Genomic DNA, 25902 nt, shown 5'->3' with positions numbered 1-25902 from the left:
TGTTTAATTCTGTGTTTAATTCTGTGTTTAATTCTGTGTTTAATTCTGTGAAAGCGTCCAAAATCTTAACGATCTCTTGTTGGACTTCTAGGGGTGGGATGGGGATTGTTATTTGCATAATGTTATTACTAGAAATGCTATAAGGTATAGCGCTTCTATTTGAAATAGAATATAAATAATTTTGCATGTTTGTTAATACATAATAAAGGTATCTATTGATTAGGGTTTCTTTTGGAATGACAGAAAAACAAACATCATTTGCCCAAAACTTTTGATTTTGCCAATTGACAAATCCGGCAGTTCCATATTGAGCTATAGTAATTGTATTTTCCTCTCTGTTATATTCATTTAAATATCCCATAAATCCTATTCCACCAGATACAACGGGATATTTTCCTTTATCTAATATTTCTTTTTTTGTAACCCTTTTACCTCTAATTATTTCACACACCTCCCCCAATTTCCTAAACTCCACCCCTTTAGGCGCTAAAGTTTGGAGCAGTTTTTCTATTTTATGCATTTTGCCCCCCTTCTAAATGGCTAATGATGGATTCAAGGCTATTCCTTAAAGCGCTTTGTTTGGCTACGATTTGAGAAATTTCAAATTGAAGCGCTTTAATGTCAATAATTTCTTTAGTGTCTTCTGGCTCCACATAGCGGTTCACAGACAGGTTGTAATCGTTTTCTTTGATTTTCTCAATATCGGCTAGGGCGCAAAAGTGCTTGATGGTTTTCCTTTCAATATAGGTTTGCAAAATCTTTTCTCGGTTGTGTTCTCTGAGCTTGTTTTTCTTGCCTTCTTTGACAAATTCCTTACTCGCATCAATAAAAAGCGTGGTGTCGTCTTGTTTGTTTTTCTTAAGCACTAAAATACAAGTAGCGATACTCGTTCCAAAAAAGAGGTTGTCTGGCAAAGCGATCACGCAGTCAATGAAATTATTTTTGACTAAATACTCTCTGATTTTTGCTTCAGCGTTCCCTCTATAAAGCACCCCGGGAAATTCCACGATCGCAGCAGTGCCTTGATTGGACAAATAAGAAAGCATGTGCATGGTGAAAGCGAGATCGGCGGCGTTTTTGGGCGCTAACACACCGGCCTGGCTGAAACGCTCATCATTGATCAAAATGGGGTTTTTATCGCCCGCCCATTTAGTGGAATAGGGAGGGTTGGAAACGATCGCATCAAAAGGCTCATCGTCTTCATGCTTTGGGTCTAAAAGCGTGTCCCCATGCGCAATGTGGAATTTAGAGTAATTGATGTCATGCAAAAACATGTTGATGCGGCAAAGGTTGTAAGTGGTCAAATTGATTTCTTGCCCGAAATACCCTTTTGAAATGTTTTTATCGCCCAGCACTTTAGAAAATTGTAAGAGTAACGATCCGCTCCCACAGCACGGGTCATAAACCTTATTGACGCTTTCTTGGTTGTGCAGGGCGATTTTAGCGAGCAGTTCGCTCACTTCTTGGGGGGTGAAAAATTCCCCTCCGCTTTTGCCGGCATTGCTCGCATACATGGTCATTAAATATTCATAAGCGTCGCCAAAAACATCAATCCCGCTTTTTTGGTAGTCGCCTAATTGCATGCCCCCTATGGCTTGAAGGATTTTAGTCAATTTTTCAACCCTAGTTTTATGAGAGCTCCCTAATTTATTGCTATTGACATCTAAATCCGCAAACAAGCCTTTGACATTTTCTTCGGATTTAAACCCCAGGCTGGATTTTTCTATTTCGGTGAAAATATTTTGTAAGGTTACATTGAGATCCTCGTTAGTGGGCGCGTTTTTGAGTACATTACAAAATAAAGCGCTTGGCGGGATATAAAAGCCTTTTTCTTCAATAAGGCCTTTTCTTGCGCCTTCGGCCTCTTCATCGCTTAAATTAGCGTAATCAAAACTCGGATCGCGCTTTCGCTCTTCTTTATTGATGTAATGAGTCATGTTTTCTGAAATGTAGCGGTAAAAAAGAATGCCTAAAACGTATTGCTTAAAATCCCAGCCATCCACTGAACCTCTCAATTCATTAGCCACTTTCCAAATGGTGTTGTGCAATTCGTTGCGCTCTAATGATGAATATGTATCCGCTTGAGTGTTTTTGTTTTCCATGATAATAAGCCCCTTTTTTGTTTTGATTGGCGGTTTTGTTTGGCGTTGGGCGCGCACCCTTTAAAGGTTTCATTATAGCAAAGAATATTATTTTTTTATTCCTTGCGTTTTGTGTGCGTTTGTGGGGTAAATAAGCTATAATCACCTTTTTTTTAAAGTCATTTTTTAAAAGGGGTTTGAATGGTATTTGACAGAACAATCAGCACAAGAGAAAAAAAAGCGGCTAAAACGCTTGGGATTATTGGGGTGGTCTTTTTTATTCTGTTTGGCATAATGATAAGCGGGGTGGCTTTTCAAAAAGAGTGGGTGCAACAATTGGATTTATTTTTTATAGACTTGATCCGTAACCCTGCCCCCATTCAAGGGAGCGCGTGGCTTTCTTTCGTGTTTTTTAGCACATGGTTTGCGCAAAGCAAGCTCACCACTCCTATAGCCTTACTCATTGGCTTGTGGTTTGGGCTTCAAAAACGCATCGCTTTGGGGGTGTGGTTTTTCTTTAGCATCTTATTAGGTGAATTCACCTTAAAATCCCTTAAACTTTTAGTGGCGCGCCCACGGCCTGTAACCAATGGCGAATTGGTTTTTGCACACGGCTTTAGTTTCCCTAGCGGGCATGCTTTAGCTTCAGCGCTTTTTTACGGCTCTTTGGCGTTGTTGCTATGCTATTCTAACGCAAACAACCGCATTAAAACGATTGGCACTATCATTTTACTTTTTTGGATTGTTTTAATGTCGTATGACAGGGTTTATTTAGGGGTGCATTACCCTAGCGATGTTTTAGGAGGGTTTTTATTAGGGATTGCTTGGTCGTGCTGCTCTTTAGCGCTTTATTTAGGGTTTTTGAAACGCCCTTATAAAGCCGCTTGAAGCGTTTTTTAAAAAGAAAGTGATGGGTTAGGGTATAACTCCTCTTTCTTTTTGATCCCATCAAATTCATTTTTAAAGCGCTCTGGGGATTTTGGGTCATAATCCACAACGCTCTTTAAAAAACCGCTGAATTTTTCATTTTTGTCGCTAAGCTCTAAAGCCACGGTGTAGTCAATCTTTTCTTTGTATTTAGCGTTCAATAAAATAGCGCTTTTATCCTCATCAGTCCTCAAATCAATCACGCCAATCCCAAAACTCGCATGCAAACGCTTCAATAAATCCATGAGTTTAGAATTATGCGTATTGATATGATGCCCCACTAAATACCCCTCATTAGAGCTGTTAGAAATCGCTTGGAAATAACACTCCCTGCAATTATTCACGCTAATTTCTCTTTTCAATTCAAAGCTCACCAGTTTAATGGGTAAAGTGTCAAATTTCTTAGAAAAAGCGATTAAATTTTCATTAGACAATTCAGCGTGCAAAAACCTAACCCCCACCATGTCCGGATAAAGCCACCTGTCCATGCCTTTTGGCGATTTCAAGCTTCCTTCATGAAAAATGGTTTTCGTGTAGCATTTCAAATTTTCATTATTAATAGCCATGTAAGTTAAAAAAGGGTGCAAATTTCTTTCATGCGCGATTTTAACGCTTGGAACGCTTGGCTTTTGAGCGTTTAAAACCAACTCTTTAGCCGTGCCTTTTAAAGAGATTAAAACTGGTTTTTCTTGCACCTTACAAAAAGGCAGCTCTTCGCCCTTGTTTAAGGCTGTATAAATATAAGAACTAGCAGTCTGATCTGGAGTTTCGCCCCCATAATCAAACATGTTTTCAATCTTGCCTTCTTCAAAAAGTGCTTTGGCTTTATGATAAATCTCAGTAACCTTAATAGGCTCTTTAATCGCTTCTAAAACGCTTTGAATGATTTCAATATCTCGTGGTTTCATTTTTTGCCCGCTAAATACTCTTCATAACTGCCTTTAAAATCAATGATTGAAGCGCCTTTAGGGCTTGGGACTAATTCAATGATCCGATTGGCGTAAGCATCAATAAGCTCTCTGTCATGGCTTATACAAATCACTGCCCCATCAAATTTAAAAAGCGCTTCACCTAGCGCGATGATGGCTTCTAAATCCAGGTGGTTGGTTGGCTCGTCTAAGACTAAGAAATTCCCCCCCTCTAGCATGAGCTTGGATAAAACCATTCGGTGTTTTTCGCCCCCGCTTAAAGCGTTCACGCACTTTTCTTGCTCTTCGCCATTAAAAAGCATCCTCCCTAAAGCGTTTCTCACCTCTGCGCTTTCAATCTTTTTATTGAAATTAAAAAGCCATTGATACAAGGTCTCTTCCCCGCTGATTTCTTCGCTCACGTTTTGAGGGAAATAGCCTTTTGAAACGGTCGCTCCCCATTTCACCACGCCTGTATCTGGCTTTAACTCTTCTACTAAAATTTTACAAAGCGTGGATTTACCCACGCCGTTTGGCCCTATGAGGGCGATTTTATCTTTAGGCATCACTTTCAAGCTCACTTGATTTAAAATAATTTGCCCGTCATAACTTTTAGAGATGTTTTCGCACTCTAAAGCTTCATTACCAATGGTGCGTTTGGGTTTAAAAATAATGCTAGGATCCCTCCTGCTAGATACCGCTAAATTTTGAATGTCTAATTTATCCAGTTGTTTTTGGCGGCTGGTGGCTTGCTTGGCTTTAGAAGCGTTAGCGCTAAAACGAGCGATGAATTTTTCTAGCTCTTCTTTTTCTTTGAGCTTTTTATTGCGTTCGGCCTCTTGCTGTTTAACCATCAAAGTGGAAGCGATATACCAATCGTCATAATTCCCGCTAAATTCGCGCACGCTGTAAAAATCCAAATCCAAAATATGCGTGCATACCGCATTCAAAAAATGCCTGTCATGGCTGATGACCACCATCGTGCCTTCATGGCGTTTGAGGTTGTTTTCTAGCCATTCAATAGCGTTTAAATCCAGGTTGTTGGTCGGCTCATCTAAAAGCAAAATATCCGGTTTAGGGAATAAAACTTGAGCGAGAAGGATTTTAAATTTATCGCTGCTTGGCAAGGTTTTCATCAAATCGTTGTGCCTAGAGCTAGGAATGCCTAAATCTTCTAGGATTTTTTCAGTCACCACTTCGCATTCATACATGGGATCTTCTTCCACGCAAATGGTTTCTAACTCCCCTAATCTGGCATTCACTTTATCATCGCTCAAATCGCCTTCGGTGTATAAGCGCTCTTTTTCTTTGATAGCGTCATACAAACGCTTATTGCCTATCAAAACTGCATCTTTAAGGCTCAAATCCTCAAAAGCGTATTGATCCTGCCCTAAAACCCCCATTCTCATCCCGCTTGTGATGATGACTTCCCCACTGCTACAATCAATGCTCTTGCTCAAAATCTTTAAAAAAGTGGATTTTCCTGCCCCATTAGCCCCAATCAGCCCGTAGCGCTTGTTTTTATCCAGCTTGATATTCACATTTTCAAACAATTTTTTAGTCGCATAGCGTTGCGTTAAGTTGATGGTTTGCAGCATCTTATGATTTCCTTATTTTTGTGATCAGAGAAAGCTTATTGTAGCGTTTTCTTTACAATATTGTATCCTTTTCTTATTATGGTTATCTGTAGGGTCTTTGACGCCCAAATCTTGTCCGAGTTTATTTAATTTTTTCTCTTGATTTTTTATTCAAATTAAGATAGATTACAAAAGGTGCTTAAAAATAATGCTTAAAATCAAATAATGTTCGCATTTTACCCTATATGAACATCAAAAGGATTGTGTCATTGAAAGTGTTTGATTACGAAGATATTCAGCTCATTCCTAATAAATGCATTGTGAATAGCCGTTCAGAGTGCGATACGACCGTTACCTTAGGTAAACACGCATTTAAAATGCCCGTAGTCCCAGCAAACATGCAAACAATCATCAACGACTCGATCGCAGAATTCCTAGCAGAAAATGGCTATTTCTATATCATGCACCGTTTTAATGGAGCAACAAGAATCCCGTTTGTCAAAAAAATGAAAGAGCGCCAATGGATCAGTTCCATCAGTGTTGGGGTGAAAAAGGAAGAATATCTTTTAATAGAAGAATTAGCCAAACAAGGATTAGCGTCAGATTATATCACGATCGATATTGCGCATGGCCATTCAAATTCTGTCATTGAAATGATCCAACACATCAAAACGCATTTGCCAGAAGCTTTTGTGATTGCCGGGAATGTTGGCACGCCAGAAGCAGTCCGTGAATTAGAGAATGCCGGTGCGGACGCTACGAAAGTTGGCATTGGACCTGGAAAAGTGTGTATCACTAAAATCAAAACAGGCTTTGGTACGGGTGGTTGGCAACTAGCGGCTCTTAGATGGTGCGCTAAAGCAGCAAGAAAACCGATTATTGCAGACGGTGGCATCCGCACGCATGGCGATATTGCGAAATCCATACGCTTTGGCGCGACAATGGTCATGATTGGCTCGCTTTTTGCAGGGCATGAAGAATCATCTGGAGAAACAAAAATAGAAAATGGTATCGCATATAAAGAATATTTCGGTTCGGCATCAGAGTTCCAAAAAGGTGAAAAGAAAAATGTTGAAGGTAAGAAAATTTGGATCCAACATAAAGGATCATTAAAAGATACGCTGATTGAAATGCATCAAGATTTGCAATCTTCAATCTCTTATGCAGGCGGGAGAGATCTTGAAGCGATTCGAAAAGTTGATTATGTCATTGTAAAAAATTCAATTTTCAACGGGGACGCAATCTAAAAAAATTGATGAAACGAAAGCAAAGGCAGAAAAAATAGCCTTCAACTTGTTTTTCAAGCGATTCGCTTTGACTTGGATTTTTGTTGTTTTGTAATCCTTTTTTTATTCTCATCTCGTAGGATCATTTTCTTTTTAAATTCAAGCGCATAGCCTTTGAATTTAATTTTTATGAGCGAAATGCCTTTCAATGCAATCGCATAAGATGTGGATCATAAGAATGTGCATTTCTTGGATTCGTGGGGTGTCATCGCTAGGGACAATCAAAGCCATATCGCTTAAAGGCTTCATTTTCCCCCCATCACGCCCCGCTAAACTAAGCGTTTTCATCCCTAAATCTTTGGCTTTTTCATAAGCTTTTAGGACATTTTTGGAATTACCGCTTGTAGAAATCCCTATCAAAACATCGTTTTTTACCCCCAACGCTTCTACTTGTCTGGCAAACACTTCTTCATAACCATAATCGTTCGCAATGGCGGTGAGGGCTGAGGTATCCGTGCTTAAACTTAAGGCGCTCAAGCCTTTCCTTTCCAGTTTATAGCGCCCGGTCAATTCAGCGGCAAAATGCTGCGCATCGCTCGCGCTCCCCCCATTACCGCAAATAAGGATTTTCCCTTGATTTTCTAAAGTTTCTATCAAAAGATGAACGCTTTGCTTTAACGCTTCTTGCAAACCCTCTAAACTTTTTTCTAACGCTTCCTTATGGGCTAAAAATTCTTTTTTTATTAAACCATCAATCATTGCATGTCCTTTTAATTTTTTCTATGATAGCGCTTGTGGAATAACCTTCTTCAAACTCCATCAAGCGGGTTTCTTTAGCAAACTCGCTCCCTATGATTTCTTTATTGAGATAGTCTGCTCCCTTGACTAAAATATCAGGCTTTAGGGCTTGAATTAATTTGATTGGCGTGTCTTCTTCAAACACCACGACATAATCCACGCAAGACAAACTCGCTAAAAGAAACGCTCTGTCTTTTTCGCTCACTATGGGGCGTTTATCCCCTTTAAGCCTTTTAATGGAATTATCGCTATTTAACCCCACAATGAGAATATCCCCTAAAGCTTTAGCCTTTTGCAAATAGCTCGCATGCCCTTTATGGAGGAGGTCAAAACAGCCATTGGTGAAAACGATTTTTTGCTGGTTGTGTTCTAAAGTTTCTAACAGCTTTTCTAAAGGGAGGATTTTAGGGTGCGTTTGGTTTAAAATCAAAGCGATTTCTTCTAAACTCGCTAACGCGCTCCCCATTTTACCCACCACCACGGCCGCCGCCGCATTGGCAAACTCGCAAGCTTCTTTTAGGCTCATCGACTCTAATAAAGAGAGCGTTAAAGACGCGATCACCGTATCGCCTGCCCCGGTTACATCATAAACCTCTTTAGCGATAGTGGGGCAATTGATTAGCTCGCCCTTTTCTAAAAAAGCGATACCTTGTTCGCTCAAAGTGACTAAAGGCATAGCGATTTGATAAGTTTCTTTTAAGATTTGGAGCGCTTTTGATAAATTCGCATGGCTGTCCAACTTCAAATGGAGCGCATGCTCTAATTCAGCGCGATTAGGCGTGATCAAACTCGCATGAGAATATTTGCTATAATCCTTCCCTTTAGGGTCGCATAAAATGAGCTTGTGGTGTTGGTTGGCTAGAGCGATCATTGTTTGAGTGAGTTCAAAATCCAACACGCCCTTATTGTAATCTGAAAGGATAACGCCATCCATTTCTTGGATTTTTTCTGTGAAAAAATCTAAAAGTTTTTTTCTTAAATCAGCGTTTAAGGGGTCTTTGATTTCCTTATCCACGCGCACGATTTGCTGGTTTTGCGCGATGATGCGCGTTTTGAGCGTGGTGCAACGGGTTTTATCTGTTAAAACGCCTGAAGTGTCAATCCCCCTTGTTTTTAAAGCGCTAATGAAATGCTTGCCCTCTAAATCATCGCCCACTACCCCGCATAAAAAAACTTTAGCTTTTAAAGAAATGAGATTATTAGCCACATTAGCCGCTCCGCCTAAATTCTTGCTCTCTTTTTTGACTTCTAAAACAGGCACAGGGGCTTCAGGCGAAAGGCGTTCGCTCTTCCCCCACAGGTAATAATCAGCGATCAGATCGCCCACGACTAAGATTTTTTTCATGCGTGCTGTTCTTTAAAAACCGCATGGATATGGGGCAAATAATCTTTAATACCGTTTTCTAAATCGTATAAAGGGGTGTAATCTAAATCCAAAATAGCAGGTTCAATGTGCGCTTGGGTGTGCTTTTGGAAGAAAGCATAAGGGTTTTTGATATAAGTTACTTTAAAATCCCCTAAATGCTCTTTTAAAACGCTAACGATTTCATTATAACTTCTGGCTTGGGAATAACCCACATTATAAACCCCGCTCTTTTGAACCTTCATCGCTTTCACATTCGCTTGGATCACGTCTTCAATATAGACAAAATCCCTTAATTGCTCGCCAAATTCAAAAAGCTTGACTTCCTTAAACGCCATTATGCATAAGGCGAGTTGCAAGATCATAGAAGCGGTTTTTTCTTTATAAAATTCCCTAGGCCCATAGACATTGAAATACCTTAAGCCCACTTGAATATTGTCATTGGAATGGGAGAGGACAAATTCGTCCATGCAAAGCTTGGAAAAGCCATAAACATTTTCAGGGCTTTCGTTTGATCCTACCACATTGGGGGCTTTGGTGTTGCCATAAACGCCCGCTGAAGAAGCGTAAATCACTTTAGCCTTTTTTGAGCGAGCGATTTCTAAAAGGTTTAAAAAAGCCTGATAATTGGTTTTCATCACTAATTCTTGATCCAGCATGGTCGTATCAGAAACAGCGGCTTGGTGGAACAAATAATCAAAATGCAATTTTTCTAAACGCCTTAAATCTAAGGGGTTGTTAATATCAGCTATAACCACCTCACCCTTAAAACCGATTAAATTCTTAAAATGCCCTAAAGAACTGGGGCGGTTATTATTAAAGAGCGTGTTACTGCGAAACTTATCTAAAATGATTACTTTAGCTTTAGGGTGGTTCTCTTGAAAATAAAAGGCTAAATTACTGCCTACAAAGCCAGCCCCACCGGTGATTAAAATGGTTTGATTTTCTAACTCATCATCAATATAACGCATCACTATCCTTATTTAATCCAATTGGTCATCTCTTTAAGATTTTGACATTGTATCCAAGAATGAGAAGTTTTTACAAAATTTGCGGCCAATAAAAGGTTATTTTTAACTTTAGCGTTCAAGCCGGCTAACATGTCGCTCTGTTTATCGCCTATCATAAAAGATTGTTCCAAGCAAATTTGATGCTCTTTAGCGGCTTGTAAAATCAAAGAGGGCTTTGGCTTCCTGCAAGCGCAATTTTCTTCTGGGGCGTGCCTGCAAAAATAGACGCCATCCAGATTAAAACCTAATTCTTTGAGCAAGCTTTCTTGGAGGTATTCGGTGAGGTTTTCAAAATCTTTAAGGGTGTAATAGCCCCGGTTGATCCCAGATTGGTTGGTGATTAAAAGCAGTTTGTAGCCCAAAAATTTCGCATGCTTTAGCAATTCAAAAATCCCTTTTTGAAACTCAAAATCTTCTTTTTGACTCACATAGCCTTTATCAATATTAATAATGCCGTCTCTGTCCAAAAAAAGGGCTTTATTGGTGTTCATGCGCATGCATTCCTTTATGATCATGCTGAGTGGTGCTATTTTGATGATGCATAGCATGGGGCATTTTGTGGTTAATGAGCATGATCCCCATATAAAGGACATAAAGCCCAAAACCCCCCATTAAAATTTTTGACAAAAGATTGAAAAATTTCCTGTAAGAAACGGAAATTTTGCTTAAAAAAATCCCTATTAAAAACAACGGCACGCTGGTGCCAAGCCCAAAAGAAAGGCCCAGCATCGCTCCCATAAACGCGCTATGACTGAGAATCACACTCGCTAAAAACGAATACACCATCATGCAAGGTAAAAACCCGTTCAACACGCCTAAAAAATACAGCCCTAGAATGTTTTGAGATTGCAAGGTTTTTTTCATCAAAAAAGAGATGAAAGGGATTTGAAAGCTTAATTTTTCCATTCTTGCCCCTAGCAACGCTAAACAGATCAAAATAATCCCCATGCTGATGAATAAAACACCCCTAAAACCCATGCTCACGCTAAGACTATGCCCCAAACCTGCCGTTATAGCCCCTAAGAGCATGTAGGTGCTGATCCTCCCTAAATTATAAAGGGCATGGCAAGTGAGCTGGTAAGAAAAGCTTGTAACTTTAGAAAATCTTATTTGACTGAACGCGCTCACAATCCCCCCACACATGCCCACACAATGCCCTAAAGACATGCTCAAAGCGGCTAAAAACATGCCCAAAAAACTCAAATTGTGCGTCATTTGCATTCTAATATCCCTGCTTTTTTAAGAGCGATTTCCATCCCGTCAAAAACCAAACGCTCCTTGCAAACAGAATGGGGTAAAAACGCGCTCAAATACTTCGCATCGCCCCCGCAAAGATAGATTTTTTGATTTTTGGCTAAATGCTGGATACAAGAGATGACGCTCAAAATGATGCCGTAATTCACAGCGTCTCTAGTGTTTTTGGGTAAAACTTCTAAAGAATCTAAGGTTTTGAAAGGTTGCTCTAAGATTTTAGCGCTTTTTTTATACGCATGGATATATTGGGCTAAACCGGGCAAAATACACCCTCCTAAATGCTTGCCCTCTTTGACTAAATCAATCGTAATCGCACTACCAGCATCCACCACCACGCCATTATTTACCGCTAAACATGCCATTTGCCGGTCTATCCCAAGCCCTATATAGTCGGTTTCTAAATGAAAAAATCTTGCAATATTTTTAGCGTTAGGGTAACAATCCAAAAGGGCTTTTTCATTTTCTTCATTCACGCTAATGTAAAAAATTTCCTTTTGAATACCCAAACGCTTTAAATCTTCTTTAGCGCTTGAAAAGAGCTGATAGTTTTGCGCGAAATGGATGCGCGTGTTGCCTATATCGCATAAAACCAGGTTTTTCAAATCTGTAAAAGATTGCCTAGCTGGCATAGGCCTACTTCTTATTCATTTCTAAAGCTTTTTTTCTTTCTTCAAGCTCTTTTTCATCTCTTTCTTGTTGCTCTTTCGCTCTTTGTTCAAATTCTCTCGCCCTTTGTTCGGCTTTGGCTTTTTTCTTTTCTTCTTTCAAGCGGCGTTTTTCTTCTTTAGGGCTGAGCTTTGGCGCCTCTTTAATAGCGTTATCCTCTTTTGAAACAGGAGCGTTTTTGTTTTCTTGACTTTCTTTTATGCCTTTTTGGATAGCGTTATTTTGATTGTTAATAGGCTCCATATCGCGCCTTCTGGTTTTAACTTCTTCTTCTTCAAACCCGCTGTTTCTTGGCTTAACTTTGTTTTCTTCTAAAGGCTTTTCTTTAGCTTTATGCCTTTCTTGCAAATAAATGGGAGCGTTTCCTTTTTCGCCTTTTTGAGATTTTTTAGATGCCGGTTTTTCCACAACGGGATAAAGTTTGGGTTTAAAATCATTATAATCTAAATAGTAGCGATCATAATACACCCGATTTTTATCATAAAACACCCCTTTATCCAAACGATTGGATGAAAAAAACTTAAAACTGCCTATAGTTGGCGTTTTATAGACATTATACGAATCAAAATCATTCAAATCCACCTCTATCACATACCCGCGCTTTTCTAAAGAATACAATTTATTATGATTCAATACAATGGTATTGAGCGAAGCAAAGGGCAGTTTCACGCTGTTTAATTCCCTCAAACTCTTATCCATTTGCAAAATCTGCCCGTCTAGCGTGAGCACGTATAAAGTCCCCTTATCATAAAGCAAATCTACAATATCCCCATCGTAGTTGAACTCTTGACCGCTCACTACTGAGAGTATTCTTTTCCCTGTAGAAGCGATCATGTTATTGCCATCTACGATAAGGTAGGTGATATTGTTAAAAAACTTATCGCTGCTGATAACAATGTTTCTAATGGGCGTAGGGTTTCCATGCACATAATCCACGACCAACAAGCGCCCATCTAGCATGGGGAACACCACGACCGTATCCATAAAAATAGGCATCGCCATTAAAGAATTGATCGTGGTGCTCGGGGAACCTTTCTCACTAAAAAGCAATTTTTGAGAAGTGATGTCGTATAAATTCGCTGAATTGTCCGCTAACACCACCGCTAAAAGATTCCCTTTAACGCTCGCGCTCAAGGCAAAAGTCTCCAAAGGAATAACGATAGATTGTTGGCTGGCGTTAGGGTTATTGCTAATCAATTCCACTTGATGACAGACTTTATCTTGGACTTCCGCTTCAACGCCCTTTAATTTCAATTCCGTTTCTTCAGTCTTAGCCGCCTTGCTTTTGCTTGTTTTTTTATCAATCTTGTTCAAACAATCTTGCGCAAGGATGAAAAACCCTTGACTCTCATTTAAAAAACTGCTTTCGTAATTGAAGTTCTTACCGATTCTTAGCTGCGTTAAACCTTTATCGCCTATAACCGCTCCATTTTTCAAAATGGCTCCATAACGATTAGATGAAACGATACTTTCTTGCAAATGGTTAGGGAAATACGCTTCGCCTTTAACTTGGTGTTTAGCGGGTTTGAAGTATTTTCTCATGTTACAGCCGCTAAAGGCAATTAGGGCTATGAGTAAGATTAAAAATGGTTTATTCATCAAATCAATGCGTTCCTTGAATGGTTTCTTTTTTTAGATTGGTTGGTTTGGAAGGGTTTTGCTGAATATCTTCTAACACGCCATAATGTTTTAAAACAGAGATTATAGCATAGAGTGAAGAACTTAGAGGGATAGTGGATAAACTTTGATGCGCTTTTTTGATTGCGTCTTTAGAATTTTCTTCATACAACAAGTTCACTTCTTGTAAAGCGCTCATTTCTTTAAGAATGGGGCTTTTTTCAAGCAGGTTTTTATCTCTAGAAAGCGATGCGTAAGAATATTTGGCGAACGCTTTGATAATTTCATTAGAAGATTGCGAAAGTTTTTTAAACTCGTTTGCATCGTTTCTTTCACTCGCTCTGGCGAATTGATACAAATCATACAACTCTGGGGCGACTTCTTTCAATCTTTTTTGCAAGGCTATATTATTAGGGCTCTCTAGCACTTCATTATAAATTTGAGTGATCCGCTCTTTCGTTTGCTCATGCTTATAATCTTGTAATTTTGTATCCCCTAAATAAGCGATAAAAGCCACCACGATAAACAACAACACCCACTTGTAGCGTTTGAAAAACTTTTCTAATCTAAACGCCCCCTCTAAAAGCTTTTCATCGCTTTTGAATTCGTTTTTAACTTGCTCTAAATTTTCCTTAATATTCATGCCTTGCTCACTCCTGTGCTGCCAAACCCCCCACTACCCCTTGAAGTTTCATCTAATTGTTCGCATTCTATAAATTCGGCTTTATAAGTTTTTTGAACCACCCCTTGAGCGATCCTATCCCCTACTTGAACTTTAAAATCTTTATCGCTCAAATTCGCTAAAATGACCTTAATTTCGCCCCTATAATCATTATCCACCGTGCCAGGAGAATTTAACACCATCACCTGATGATTCAAAGCCAAACCGCTACGGGTGCGCACTTGTAATTCATACCCCACTTCTAAAGACAAACAAATCCCTATTTTCACCAACCCCACGCTATGAGGTTTGATCATTACCTCTTCTACAGCATGCAAATCAAAGCCTGAAGAACCCTCGGTTTGGTATTTAGGGATAAGGGCGTTTGGGTGGATTTTTTGGATTTTAATTTTCATCAAAACAAATCTCTTTATAATAAATGTCTAAAATTTCAAAATCGCTCTCGCCATTAGGCAATTGAATACTCACCGCATCGCCCTTGCTCTTACCTATTAAGCTCTTAGCGATCGGCGAACCAAAAGAGATCAACCCTTTAGCTGGATCGCTCTCCACGCTCCCTACTATCGTATAAGAAAATTCTTTATCGTTGTCTAAATTAAGGATTTTAATCGTGCTGCCAAAACTCACTTTATTATGAACCAAAACGCTCGGATCAATCACTTGAGCGTTAGCGACAATTTCGCTTAAATCCACGATCCTCGCTTCAATGAAGCGTTGTTTTTCTTTAGCGGCATGGTATTCAGCGTTTTCTTTCAAATCCCCATGCCCTCTAGCAATATCAATTTCTTTCACAATATTAGGCCGTTCCACCTCTTTTAATTGCTTTAATTCCGCACAAATCTTATTGTATCCATGCATACTCATAGGTTCTTTATTCATTTAATCTCCTAAGCTTATTCAGTAGAGATTATAGTAAAAATTAAGTTAAATTCAGCAAAAAAGCCATCTCTTCGGCGATTTTTCTCGCGCTCCCACTGGCTAAATATTCCCTTAATCTCAAACTTTCTTTAAAATAGCGCTCTCTGTCCATTTCTTTATACGCTTTTAACAAACCCTCTACGCTCAAAAAATGTTGGATCAATTCCGGGTGCAATTGGCTCTCCCCAAGCCCTGGAGTCTCATCATTTAAGGCGTTATAAAAGATGTTCGCTAAACCTATATAATGCAAATTGACCAACATTCTAGCGATCAAAAAATCCATCGTTTTAGCCCTATACGCTAGCACAAAAGGCGTGCCAATCAAAGCGGCCTCTAAAGTCGCTGTGCCGCTGCAAATGAACGCAAACTCCGCTTCAAACAAACTCTTATGCGCATCATAAGAAATTTCAAATAATTGAATGTCTTCTCCATAAAGGGCTTTCAAATCCAACCCCTTAAAGAAACTCGGCACGACCAACACACGCCTTTTAAACCCTTCGTTTTGTTCTAAAATTTGAGCCACTTTGACAAACAAAGGGAACATTTTAGCGATTTCGCTTTTTCGGCTTCCTGGCATAAACACTAGAGTTTCGCCCTTAATATCTTTTTTATAATATTTAATTTCATCTAATAAAGGGTGTCCTACATATTGGGCTTTTTTTTGGTAATAGCCCACTTCAAAAGGCAAAATCGCTCCCAAAAAATCGCAGTATTTTTCAAGGCTTTTAGCACGCCATTTTTTCCATGCCCAAACTTGCGGTAAAATATAATACATGATTTTTTTATGCGGATCTTGTTTTTTGATTTTTTTGGCTAGGGGGATATTGAAAGAAGAAGAATCCATTAAAAGCACCATATCCGCTTGTTTGGCTAATTGGACCATTTCTTTATGGGCTTTGAGTAGAAACCCCAAACGGCCTATCACATCTCTAAAACCCATGACAGAAAATTCCCTAGGGCTATAGAGCGCCTCTTTGCTTTCAAACACGCCAATAAAACGATAATCTTTAGGCAAATTTTGGCGTAATTCCTCTAAATGCGCATTAGAGCTCGCTTCTAAAGCGCTCACTAAAATCGTGGGCATTATTTGTCTTTCAAAAGGTTTTGGACTTGATAGAGCTTGATCTCTTTATGCAAATCCCTTAATTCAATTTTGAGTAGCGAATTTTCAAAATCTTTTTTAGAGAGATGGTTTTTTAAAAACCTGTTTTCGCGCAAAACGCTGCGATATTGCAAATAAATCCCCTCATCAAACACGCGCTTGCTTGGTTTTGCCATTATAACCTGATTGTTATTAGTGTAAATCTCCACTTCTTCAAGGGCTTTAGGGAAAATCACATCCTCTTCTGTGTTTTGTGTTTTTTTGTTGGAGTGGGAGTTTTCTTTTTCTGATTTTTTTTGATAGATTTCTTGCTTCAAACCTTTTAAAGCGCTTTTTTTCTTACGCAAGATTTCTTGGACTTGCTTCAATTCCAAACGGATCTTTTTTAAAACTTCTCTAGTGTCTTTAATTTCTTGCTGGTAAGCGTTCAATTCTTCTTGCATCGGTTATTCCGCTAACATTTCTAAAGACAACAAACGCATTTCATTGCCTTGAGTGATAATAACATTCTTGCTGTGGCATTTCTCACACACCCCATAATCTAGTGCGTTAGGCTTAAAAACATGCGAGCAATCTTTGCATTCTAATTCAACCTTTTCATCTACAATGTCTAAAATAGCGTCTTTACACACCAAAGATTCTTCTCTAAAAGTCTCAAACGCGCTCACAAACAAGCTCTTATCCATAGCGCTTCTTTCACCAATACCGACCACGACTCTTTCAATCTTATGGGCTTGATTTTTCTTCGCATGCTCTTCGCAAAGAGCGATTAAAGAAGAAACGACCGAGTATTCATGCATACTAAACCTTAATCTTTAAATTAGCCCCTATTATATTGTATTAGAGTAATCTTTTAGCTTATTGCTTAAGATTCAATAGGGTGTTAAGGATTTGATCGGATGTGGTTACCGCTTTAGAGTTCGCTTGAAACCCCCTTTGAACCACAATCAAATTCGTTAAACTCCGGCTCAAATCCACATTACTAGACTCCAGTTTAGATCCTGAAATCGAACCCCTACGCCCCGTATTAGCCGCACCGATTAAGGCTTGCCCTGAGTTTCCGGTTTGAGAAAAGACATTCCCGCCTAAAGCCTGTAAGCCCGCATCGTTAGCGAAATTCGCTAAAGCCACTTGAGCGAGCGCTAAAGTCCTGCCATTACTGAACGCTCCTAAAAGCACCCCGTCTGAATCAAAACGGACATCCATCAAATCGCCCGCTTGATAGCCGTTTTGCTCAATCGCATAAGTTTCAGAAATCTTATCCACGCTTGTTAGCCCGTCAAAACTCCCTGAGGAACCAAAGGCTAAATTGATGCGTTGGGGGGCATCAGCGCCATTTTTAGGATCAAATTGCAAAAGAGGCGGGTTCATGCCCGCAAGCGATCCGTCGTTATTGAAGCGCAAACGGCCCCCTTCAAACACATTAGGCCTAGCCGCTGACCCCCCTACTAATTCCCCAGGCTCAGGCACGATCACCCTGAAATTCCATTCCGCTCCCCCACTCCTATAAAATTCAATGCGCATAGCGTGTTTAGTGCCTAAGCTGTCTATCACATCAATGCTTGTCGCATGCGTAGCGTGGGTGAATTTAGAACTGCTCGCTGACGCTCCCCCTTCAATCAAAGAAGCGGTATTAAGCCCTTTCATCGCGTTTTTAAACAAAACATTGTTCGTTACGCTGTCTGAAGAATACCCGCTCACAAAGATATTAAGATTTTCTTTAATGACATTTTTATTGTCTTTATTATTGATTTCAAACATGCCGTATTGATTGACGCTAACCCCTATAGAAGCGGCTGAGTCCTGGTAATTGTCCGCCAAGCTAGGGTCTTTAACGATATTAGCGTCATGCTGGATTAATGCACGCAAATCTTCAGTGGTCCTAAACTGCCCAATATCCGCATTAGGGCTGATAGAATGCGTGTAGCTGTATTTGAAAGCCGTTACATCTTTATCGCCGTCTAAAAAGTTAGCGAACGCCCCGGTTCCGGCTTGAGTGACCACAATGTTTTTAAGCTTTTCATCGCCGTCTAATTCATTGGTGTTTTCCAAACGCAATTGCTTGCCGTCCAAATAAGCTTCAATCCCTGTTTGGCTTTTGACCGCATTGATCGCATTTTTAGCCGCCACTAAGCTTGAAGTCCTGCTCACCGCTGAATCGTTCGTGAAAGAAATCTTAACCCCATTCAACTCAAGCGTGCTGTTTTCTGCAGAAGGGAGGATGTCTTTGACCATTTTCGCGCTCTTATAGCTCACCCAAATCCCTTGATTTTCATTCAATAAAAGAGCGTCGCCATCTTCATTGTATAAAGATCCCATGTCTTCGGCGACTTGAGCTAGATTCGTGCCTGAATCATACACCGGATTGATGCCATCTGAAGGGGTTTTGGCTGAAGAATCCAAAGCAAATATCGCCGCTGTTTGATCGGCATGCCTTCCAGCGTTTAAATTCGCCCTCATAGAAATGCGGTTGCTCGCTCTAGCTGGCATCACCATTCCCGGATCAATTCTAATGTTTTCTAAAGGGCCTGTGTTATCCACTTTTAAAGCGTCCGTATCGCTCCCTTTATTGCCGGTATCGCTCCCGTTTCGCACCCACCCTTGCACCACAAGCCCGCCAGTAGTAACCAAACTCCCTTGCGAGTCAAAAAGAAATTCCCCATCTCTAGTGAAATTGCGCGTGATCCCCCTATCAGGGCTAATGATAAAAAAGCCATCGCCTTGAATCGCTAGATCGGTTTTGACATCTGTGTTTTGGATATTGCCTTGTGAAAAGATTTTAGTCGTCGCATCCACGCCTACCCCAAGCCCTACGGAAAAGTCATTCTGCCCTGCTAACCCGTTTTTATAGGGTGCGGTAGCGATGAGTTTGACTTGAGAGAGCATATCCACAAAAGAAGCCCTAGAATATTTAAACCCAGTGGTATTCACATTCGCAATATTATTACTCTCAATATCCAAAGCGATTTGGTGGGCTTGCATCCCATTGACACCAGACCATAAAGACCTAAGCATGGTTATCCTTTAATTTAAAGAAATTCAATCTATGCAAAATAAAGCAAAAGTTGTTCCTAAATAGCTTTTTAGAACGATTGGTTGCGGATTTTAAAGTTTTGTTAATCAAAAAGATCGGTCAAATTCATAAGGGGATAGGGGGTTTTGTAACGCTACCCCCATAACGCTTTTTAAAGGTTATCGCTCAAGCTTAAGAATCTAACCCGCCTTAACGCAAAATCGCGCATTCGTGATCTTGAATCTCTTCGGCTGAAGCACGATTGGAAGTCAATGGGTTAAATTGTGTCGCTAACAAGACAAAGGAGTTATCGCTTTGTTGCACCACCGCCAAGCCATAGTCTCCCATGCGTTTGTGCGCATTAGGCGCTTCTTTAGCGAGCATGATAAATGGGCTTTTTTGCGCTAATTCGCTCTCTGTTACCCGACGCGCCAAATATTTATGCCCGTTCAAGCCACCTGATAATGGCGACCAGCGACTGTTGATTTTTTTTAGGTTATTATCCAGCTGTTTGCGCGCATCAAGGCTAATGCAAGAGATATGGATATGAAAATGGTTTTGCGATCGCCCCTTATGAGAGTTAATCGTCAAAGAGATCGCACTATCAGGAATGGGTTTGCCGTATTTTTTACTCATAAAATCGCGTGCTTGCCAGGATAAGTAAAAAAAGTTAGGCGTGGAAGAATCAAGCAATAAAGGGCTTTCAATACCGCTGATGTGAGTTGTTGGCATCAACAAGTATTGCAACGGACCGTTAATATCTTTTAAAACCACATACCCAGCATCGGGTTTGACTTCTATGCATGGCGAAGGATTCTGATTTTTCTCATAATTAGGCAGACATTTCTCAAAAACAATCTTACGCAACACATTCGGATCTTTAGCGCTTAAACTCATAACAACGATAGCCATTAGCACTAAAAAAAGAAAGCCCGCTTTTTTCATCTTTTTTGCTCCTTGTTTTTAATGGGAGTTTTTACAAACCCTCTTGTTATTTTTCTACAATAGTGGTTAAAAGCTTTAATCATTATGATTATTTTAACGAATTTTAACTTATTAGTAACATTTAGTAACCTATTTTTAAAAAGAGCTTTTTGAATACTAACTAGAAAAAATTTAAATTGATAGCATTAAAAAAAGCTAAAAGAATTTTTTAAAATATTAAATATCTTGCGCTAAGCAGGTGGTAATTTTTTGTCATGCGATCTTATGGGGTTGATACTTACCAAAATAAAGCGTTTTATAACCTTGATTCAGGTAATATCATCACACTGATACCACAATAAGGACGATTATCATGCAAGATTTACCCCCATGCCCTAAATGCAACGACGCCTACACCTACCATGATGGCGCGCAACTAATTTGCCCTAGCTGTTTGTATGAATGGAATGAAAATGAAATTAATGATGAAGAATTGATCGTTAAAGATTGCCACAATAATCTTTTACAAAATGGAGATTCTGTCATTCTCATTAAGGATTTAAAGGTTAAAGGCTTCTCTTTAGTGCTTAAAAAAGGCACTAAAATCAAAAATATCAAACTTGTCAATGGCGATCACAATGTGGATTGTAAAATAGAAGGGCAGAACCTGTCTTTAAAATCTGAATTCCTCAAAAAAGCTTAGGAAAATACAAAAGCTTAAGAGTGAGAGAAGCTTAGTGGCTTTTTGAGCTTATAAAGTCATTTTTTAGAAAAAATCAACTTATCCAGCTTGAAAAAAATCACCGCCCCAATGGTTTGCCCCAAGAAAAGATTGAGCCACAACGGAAAATTGAAATAATAAAAAATCTCCATAAAAGGTAGCATCACCAACGCGCTCAACATCCATCTAAGCCAATAAACCAAAAACAGCTTAGAAGCGTATTCTGCACCAAGTTTCTTAAAAAATTCTCGCATAAAGACAACCCTTTATAAACCCTTTTTGCAAACTCTCCCTAAAAAGGAAAGCTCACTACCAAGAAATATTCCTAAATTTCATGCCTTTAGACAATCGTATAGGACACTCTTTTTTCAAAAAGTTTGCTCTCGTAATTGCCTAAATCCCTACCATCCACAAGGGCAAAGGCATCGCCAAAAGTCGCCAATAAGGCAGAATCTAACTGCATGTCTTTATGGCGATTCAACGGAATAAAAACTTCCCTGTGATTATTTTGAAAATCAAACGCTAGAAATGAATCTTTCAAATACACTTCCACCCTAGAAGCGTTTTTCACCACGCTGTTTTGAGCCAATTTCAAGCCTTGCACTTCAGCACTTTTAATCCCACACGCATGGCATAAGGACACAAACATGCTCTCTTTTGAAATGGTTGCAAACCAAGGCAAACTCTCACGCTTGGATAAATTTTCTTTACCCTCTAAAGCCTTCTGTCTCTTAGGCATCTCATGCTTGATAAACGCATAAAAATTACGAACGCTTTCTTTAGGGGTTGTTCCCTTGAGCTGGTTGGCAATGCTAGCCACGCTCGCATCGTCTCTTTCATAACGCCCCATTGCTACAAAATCGCTCGTTTCAAACAAACGCTCATTCAATTGATAGCTAGCGATCTCATAAGACAAATGGACTTGCTTTTTTTGAGCGCTTTTTAAAAAATCCACTTGCAAATAAGGCACTCCAAAATTGAGCATGCTTTTATAGCTGGCATGATTGCCTTGTAAATGCACATTGCTCGCCACAACACTCGGCATGGGAATGAAAAGCGAAGTGTGTTCTGCAGAATCAAAATCAATGCTGTATTGAGCTTCTATTTTATATTTTGCAACACTCCCTTTGCTTTCTTCTGCCTGCAAAATCTGTGCTCCTAAAACAGCACCTGTAGCACCTAAAGCAGTCGTTTTAATAAAATCCCTTCGTTTCATAACTATAACTCTTTATTGTAATTTTTAAATTCGTTGAATGAATGAAAAAATAGGATACACCACCAACCCTAAAGGATTGATAAGTATCCAAAAACCTAAATTTTGAAAGACAAGGCATTCCTAAAAAATAAGAACGCTTAAAGAAAAGGGTTACTTTTTCTTTTTAGTGTGGTGCATGTCTTTTCCATGCATGTCTTTCATCATTTTTTGGTGTTTTTCAAGAGCTTTTTTAACTCCCTCAGCGTATTTGGGGTCAGCTTTCTTGAAATGTTCCAATTGTTTATCCACAATTTCCTTATGGGTAACATGAGCTAAAGACTCTCCAATAGTGTCATGCAACCTTTCTTTTTCATCAGCTGGCAATGAGCGGTAGTAATCACCTGGTTGGGTGTAGTAATCGCTATCATCAGCTCTGTAATCCCAATTCCACACTTCAAACTCTTTCTCAATATGAGCTAAGTTGAACTTAGGATCCCTCGCACTCTTATCTTCTTTATAGCCAGGCAATGAGCTAGGCGTATAGTTTTGTAAAGAGCCGTAATACCCGTTTTGCATGTAACCATCTCTGCTAGAAGAGTGGAACGGGCATCTTGGTTTATTGACCGGTATTTGAGGATAATTAACCCCTAAGCGGTAGCGGTGTGTGTCTCCGTAAGAGAACAAGCGCCCTTGTAACATCCTATCAGGGCTATAGCCAATTCCAGGAACGACATTAGCCGGAGTGAATGCCGCTTGCTCCACTTCTGCGAAATAGTTTTCAGGATTTTTATTCAACTCTACAATGCCCACTTCCATCAACGGATAATCTTGGAGATACCAAATTTTAGTTACATCAAACGGATGGAATCGATACTTCTTAGCATCCTCTTCTGGCATCACTTGAATGCTCAATTTCCATTTTGGGTAATCCCCTCTAGCGATCGCATCGAATAAATCCCTTTGATTGGAATCGGGATCATGCTTTCTGATTTCTGCGGCTTCTTCATTAGTCAAGTGCTTAACGCCTTGCATGGTGTGAAAGTGGAATTTCACCCAAAAGCGTTCACCTTTAGCGTTGATGAGACTGAAAGTGTGGCTGCCAAAACCATCCATGTGGCGGAAAGATTTAGGAATACCTCTATCGCTCATAACCCATGTTACTTGGTATAAGCTTTCAGGAACATTACTCCAAAAATCCCATACCATGTCGTGGTTAGGCAAATTGGTTTGAGGATCTCGTTTTTGAGTGTGGATGAAATCAGGGAATTTGATCGCATCACGGATAAAGAAAACAGGCGTGTTGTTCCCTACTAAATCCCAGTTACCTTCTTCAGTGTAATACTTCATCGCAAAACCTCTAGGGTCTCTCACCGCATCCGCACTACCTCTTTCACCAGCCACAGTAGAAAATCTGAAAAAGCATTCTGTTTTTTTGCCCACTTTAGAGAAGATTTTCGCTTTAGTGTATTTAGTGATGTCTTTAGTCACAGTGAAAGTGCCATAAGCTCCGCTTCCTTTAGCATGCACTACCCTTTCAGGAATCCTTTCTCTGTCAAATGCCGCTAACTTTTCCAAAAACCAAGTGCTTTGTAATAAAACAGGACCTCTAGGGCCAGCCGTAATCACATTGTTGTCATCCCAAACGGGAGCACCAAAAGCAGTGGTTTGTTTCACATCTTTATTAACCATAATTCTTTCCTTTATTTGGTTTCAAAACTTCGTAATCTGACACTAAGCCGATTACTTGTGGTGATTATTACATAATTTGTTATACAAAGACTAACAAGATTCAATTTCCTTAAAAAATCCTTTTTTTAAGAATAAAAAACCCCCTTAAGTATTTCTATTTGTAACAATTAATGAAAATAAGAAAGATTAAAAACAAAATTTTATTTTTAATCTGGTTTTAATAATAATTATCATACTATTCTATCTCAACGCGTTGATGGATTTTGTTTTTTTTTTTTTTTGATTTTTATTTTTTGAATTTTTAGATTAAGGAGAGTTGTTGGATGTTTTTAAGACCATATATTAGGCATGTTTTGTGTCTCCCCCTACTCGCTGAGACTTGTTATAGCGAGGAGCGCACTTTAAATAAGGTTACCACCCAAGCTAAAAGGATTTTCACCTACAACAATGAGTTTAAAGTAACTTCTAAAGAATTGGATCAACGCCAAAGCAATGAAGTCAAAGACTTGTTTAGGACTAACCCTGATGTGAATGTGGGCGGAGGGAGCGTGATGGGGCAGAAAATCTATGTGAGAGGCATTGAAGACAGGCTTTTAAGGGTTACGGTGGATGGGGCTGCGCAAAATGGCAATATCTACCACCACCAAGGCAACACCGTGATTGACCCTGGCATGCTCAAAAGCGTGGAAGTTACCAAAGGCGCGGCTAATGCGAGCGCAGGGCCAGGAGCGATTGCGGGAGTGATTAAAATGGAGACTAAAGGAGCGGCTGATTTTATCCCTAGGGGGAAAAATTATGCAGCGAGCGGGGCGGTGAGTTTTTATACCAATTTTGGCGATCGAGAGACTTTCAGATCGGCCTATCAGAGTGCGCATTTTGATATTATCGCTTACTACACGCACCAGAATATCTTCTATTACAGAAGCGGCGCTACAGCGATGAAAAACCTTTTCAATCCCACACAAGCCGATAAAGAGCCAGGAACTCCCAGCGAGCAAAACAACGCTTTAGTTAAAATGAATGGTTATTTGAGCGACAGAGACACGCTCACTTTCAGTTGGAACATGACACGAGATAACGCTACACGCCCTTTAAGGAGTAACGCTATAGGGTTAGCCTATCCTTGTGAAGCCCCCTTTAGCCCTGATGGCGCTCAAGGGTGTCCTAATGTGTTAGATAGTTTCACAAGATACATGTATCACTCTATTAATAGCGCTAACAATCTTTCCTTACAATACAAAAGAGAAGCGGGAAATTCTTTTGGCGACCCACGATTAGATTTTACCCTTTATACAAGCATCAGAAACGCTCAGTTTGATCCCCTATTTGATCCTAATGGCGTTTATGCTAGATTCCCCACTTCTCAAGCGAGCGCATGGGAAAAAGAAAATTACCCATGCGTTGAAGGCGGGTATTGCACCCCAAGCTTTTCAGATGTGGATAAACCAAGCTCACAGCCTAGGAATTTGTTTTTAAATAACACCGGCTTAAACCTTAAAGTCGCGCATGTGATTGATGAAGCCACAGACAGCCTTTTTGAATACGGATTCAACTACCAAAATTTGAGCGTTTTTGACGCTCGCATCCCCAAATCAGAATTATACAAGCCTAATCAAGTCTATACTGACGATAAAGGGCAAAAACAAACCGCTTGCTCTCTTGTGGATAATAACCCCAATGACCCCACTCTGTGCCAAAGAGGGAAAGCGAACGGGAATATTTATGGAGGCTATGTGCAAGCGAATTACTCGCCTCATAAAATCATCACTTTTGGAGCCGGGGTAAGGTGGGACGCTTACACGCTTTATGATAAAGATTGGAACCACCGCTACACTCAAGGCTTTAGCCCTAGCGCGGCTCTTGTGCTAAGCCCCATTGAGCCACTATCTTTAAAAATCACTTATTCTCAAGTTACAAGGGGGGTTATGCCAGGAGATGGCGTGTATATGCGCCAAAACGATTTGCGATACGCTAAAAATATCAAGCCTGAAGTGGGCTCTAACGCTGAATTTAATATTGATTATTCAAGCCAGTATTTTAGCGGGAGGGCTGCGGCGTTTTATCAAGCTTTGGATAATTTCATCTCACAATACGCGCAAAATTTGATTGTAACCAATTTGAGTCAAGCGATTAGGATTTATGGCTATGAAGTGGGTGGGACTTTCAGATACAAGGGCGTGAGTTTGAATGTAGGGATCTCGCGCACTTGGCCCACCACTAGGGGGTATTTA

General features: G+C 39.9%; 26 protein-coding genes and 1 pseudogene. 4 read left to right on the top strand and 23 right to left on the bottom strand.

The genetic code is table 11. The features are described from left to right. The 3 genes and pseudogenes from DV63_RS16025 to DV63_RS18570 form a co-directional block, all read right to left on the bottom strand. Positions 1-520 (bottom strand): restriction endonuclease subunit S (locus DV63_RS16025; RefSeq protein WP_020982467.1); only part of this gene is annotated, 520 nt, incomplete at its 3' end. Then, the gene (locus DV63_RS16020) at positions 513-2102 is read right to left on the bottom strand and encodes a type I restriction-modification system subunit M (protein WP_000428581.1); all 1590 of its coding nucleotides are present in this window, start codon (positions 2100-2102) and stop codon (positions 513-515) included. The genes DV63_RS16025 and DV63_RS16020, both read right to left, overlap by 8 nt. Next, positions 2083-2289, bottom strand: a pseudogene (locus DV63_RS18570) (hypothetical protein); the annotation flags it as partial. The pseudogene DV63_RS18570 and the gene DV63_RS16020, both read right to left, overlap by 20 nt. On the opposite strand from DV63_RS18570, the gene DV63_RS16015 reads away from it, so the two are divergent. After that, the gene (locus DV63_RS16015) at positions 2283-2969 is read left to right on the top strand and encodes a phosphatase PAP2 family protein (protein WP_000230768.1); all 687 of its coding nucleotides are present in this window, start codon (positions 2283-2285) and stop codon (positions 2967-2969) included. The pseudogene DV63_RS18570 and the gene DV63_RS16015 overlap by 7 nt on opposite strands. A gap of 8 nt (positions 2970-2977) precedes the next feature. On the opposite strand, the gene DV63_RS16010 is transcribed toward DV63_RS16015, so the two are convergent. Both DV63_RS16010 and DV63_RS16005 read right to left on the bottom strand, forming a co-directional pair. Continuing rightward, positions 2978-3916: a COG2958 family protein gene (locus DV63_RS16010; RefSeq protein ID WP_000804471.1), complete on the bottom strand. Its 939-nt coding sequence runs from the start codon at positions 3914-3916 to the stop codon at positions 2978-2980. Then, a complete protein-coding gene (locus DV63_RS16005) occupies positions 3913-5514 on the bottom strand; it encodes an ABC-F family ATP-binding cassette domain-containing protein (RefSeq protein ID WP_020982477.1) in 1602 nt (533 codons plus the stop codon). Before DV63_RS16005 ends, DV63_RS16010 begins: the two co-directional genes overlap by 4 nt. Positions 5515-5762: 248 nt before the next feature. Here DV63_RS16005 and DV63_RS16000 point away from each other — a divergent pair, with 248 nt between their 5' ends. Beyond that, positions 5763-6740, top strand: a complete 978-nt coding sequence (locus DV63_RS16000; RefSeq protein WP_000862195.1) for a GMP reductase — start codon at positions 5763-5765, stop codon at positions 6738-6740. 159 nt (positions 6741-6899) lie between these two features. On the opposite strand, the gene gmhA is transcribed toward DV63_RS16000, so the two are convergent. The 15 genes from gmhA to cdh all read right to left on the bottom strand — a co-directional run bounded on the left by gmhA (position 6900) and on the right by cdh (position 20087). After that, complete coding sequence (gmhA, locus tag DV63_RS15995) at positions 6900-7478, bottom strand: D-sedoheptulose 7-phosphate isomerase (RefSeq protein ID WP_000565137.1); 579 nt, start codon at positions 7476-7478, stop codon at positions 6900-6902. Next, a complete protein-coding gene (rfaE1, locus tag DV63_RS15990) occupies positions 7471-8862 on the bottom strand; it encodes a D-glycero-beta-D-manno-heptose-7-phosphate kinase (protein WP_000723191.1) in 1392 nt (463 codons plus the stop codon). Before rfaE1 ends, gmhA begins: the two co-directional genes overlap by 8 nt. Beyond that, a complete protein-coding gene (gene rfaD, locus DV63_RS15985) occupies positions 8859-9851 on the bottom strand; it encodes an ADP-glyceromanno-heptose 6-epimerase (protein WP_001268931.1) in 993 nt (330 codons plus the stop codon). The genes rfaE1 and rfaD overlap by 4 nt, the downstream gene beginning before the upstream one ends. Before the next feature lie 8 nt (positions 9852-9859). Further along, the gene (gene gmhB / locus DV63_RS15980) at positions 9860-10381 is read right to left on the bottom strand and encodes a D-glycero-beta-D-manno-heptose 1,7-bisphosphate 7-phosphatase (RefSeq protein WP_001095377.1); all 522 of its coding nucleotides are present in this window, start codon (positions 10379-10381) and stop codon (positions 9860-9862) included. Further along, positions 10368-11111 (bottom strand): sulfite exporter TauE/SafE family protein, encoded by a 744-nt coding sequence (locus DV63_RS15975; protein ID WP_001178488.1) that lies wholly within the window; start codon positions 11109-11111, stop codon positions 10368-10370. The genes gmhB and DV63_RS15975 overlap by 14 nt, the downstream gene beginning before the upstream one ends. Beyond that, positions 11102-11773, bottom strand: a complete 672-nt coding sequence (locus tag DV63_RS15970; RefSeq protein ID WP_001111575.1) for a type III pantothenate kinase — start codon at positions 11771-11773, stop codon at positions 11102-11104. The genes DV63_RS15975 and DV63_RS15970 overlap by 10 nt, the downstream gene beginning before the upstream one ends. 4 nt (positions 11774-11777) lie before the next feature. Further along, complete coding sequence (gene pgbB / locus DV63_RS15965; protein WP_020982476.1) at positions 11778-13409, bottom strand: plasminogen-binding protein PgbB; 1632 nt, start codon at positions 13407-13409, stop codon at positions 11778-11780. Positions 13410-13413: 4 nt separating this feature from the next. Next, on the bottom strand, positions 13414-14070 hold the full coding sequence (locus DV63_RS15960; protein WP_001021846.1) for a tetratricopeptide repeat protein: 657 nt from the start codon (positions 14068-14070) through the stop codon (positions 13414-13416). Further along, positions 14067-14504 (bottom strand): dUTP diphosphatase, encoded by a 438-nt coding sequence (gene dut, locus DV63_RS15955; protein WP_000694155.1) that lies wholly within the window; start codon positions 14502-14504, stop codon positions 14067-14069. The genes DV63_RS15960 and dut overlap by 4 nt, the downstream gene beginning before the upstream one ends. Next, entirely contained in the window at positions 14494-14988 is a 495-nt protein-coding gene (greA, locus tag DV63_RS15950; protein ID WP_001031346.1) for a transcription elongation factor GreA, read from the bottom strand. Before greA ends, dut begins: the two co-directional genes overlap by 11 nt. A 40-nt stretch (positions 14989-15028) precedes the next feature. After that, the gene (gene lpxB / locus DV63_RS15945) at positions 15029-16111 is read right to left on the bottom strand and encodes a lipid-A-disaccharide synthase (protein WP_001142194.1); all 1083 of its coding nucleotides are present in this window, start codon (positions 16109-16111) and stop codon (positions 15029-15031) included. Then, on the bottom strand, positions 16111-16572 hold the full coding sequence (gene mua / locus DV63_RS15940; RefSeq protein WP_001154776.1) for a nickel-binding protein Mua: 462 nt from the start codon (positions 16570-16572) through the stop codon (positions 16111-16113). Before mua ends, lpxB begins: the two co-directional genes overlap by 1 nt. 3 nt (positions 16573-16575) lie before the next feature. Continuing rightward, positions 16576-16929, bottom strand: coding sequence for a hydrogenase/urease nickel incorporation protein HypA (hypA, locus tag DV63_RS15935; RefSeq protein ID WP_000545280.1), 354 nt, complete (start codon positions 16927-16929; stop codon positions 16576-16578). A gap of 58 nt (positions 16930-16987) precedes the next feature. After that, the gene (gene flgE / locus DV63_RS15930) at positions 16988-19144 is read right to left on the bottom strand and encodes a flagellar hook protein FlgE (RefSeq protein ID WP_000946398.1); all 2157 of its coding nucleotides are present in this window, start codon (positions 19142-19144) and stop codon (positions 16988-16990) included. 208 nt (positions 19145-19352) lie between these two features. Continuing rightward, a complete protein-coding gene (gene cdh / locus DV63_RS15925) occupies positions 19353-20087 on the bottom strand; it encodes a CDP-diacylglycerol diphosphatase (RefSeq protein WP_000708986.1) in 735 nt (244 codons plus the stop codon). A 352-nt stretch (positions 20088-20439) separates the two neighbouring features. Here cdh and DV63_RS15920 point away from each other — a divergent pair, with 352 nt between their 5' ends. Beyond that, a complete protein-coding gene (locus DV63_RS15920; RefSeq protein ID WP_001153346.1) occupies positions 20440-20769 on the top strand; it encodes a zinc ribbon domain-containing protein YjdM in 330 nt (109 codons plus the stop codon). A gap of 56 nt (positions 20770-20825) precedes the next feature. On the opposite strand, the gene DV63_RS15915 is transcribed toward DV63_RS15920, so the two are convergent. From DV63_RS15915 to DV63_RS15905, 3 genes are all read right to left on the bottom strand, one after another. Then, on the bottom strand, positions 20826-21041 hold the full coding sequence (locus DV63_RS15915) for a hypothetical protein (protein ID WP_001206515.1): 216 nt from the start codon (positions 21039-21041) through the stop codon (positions 20826-20828). Between the two features lie 86 nt (positions 21042-21127). Continuing rightward, complete coding sequence (locus tag DV63_RS15910; protein ID WP_000828948.1) at positions 21128-22003, bottom strand: twin-arginine translocation signal domain-containing protein; 876 nt, start codon at positions 22001-22003, stop codon at positions 21128-21130. Between the two features lie 150 nt (positions 22004-22153). Then, positions 22154-23671 (bottom strand): catalase, encoded by a 1518-nt coding sequence (locus DV63_RS15905; RefSeq protein WP_000247361.1) that lies wholly within the window; start codon positions 23669-23671, stop codon positions 22154-22156. 323 nt (positions 23672-23994) lie between these two features. Between DV63_RS15905 and DV63_RS15900 the strand changes: the two genes are divergently transcribed. Beyond that, positions 23995-25902: TonB-dependent receptor (locus DV63_RS15900; protein ID WP_020982475.1), on the top strand; the 1908-nt coding region annotated here is incomplete at its 3' end.

It is taken from the genome of Helicobacter pylori FD535 (genome assembly GCF_000296015.2).
GTDB lineage: Bacteria > Campylobacterota > Campylobacteria > Campylobacterales > Helicobacteraceae > Helicobacter > Helicobacter pylori_CT.
Note: the sequence above shows the minus strand (reverse complement) of the source record. Positions and strands in the feature narration are given on the sequence as shown.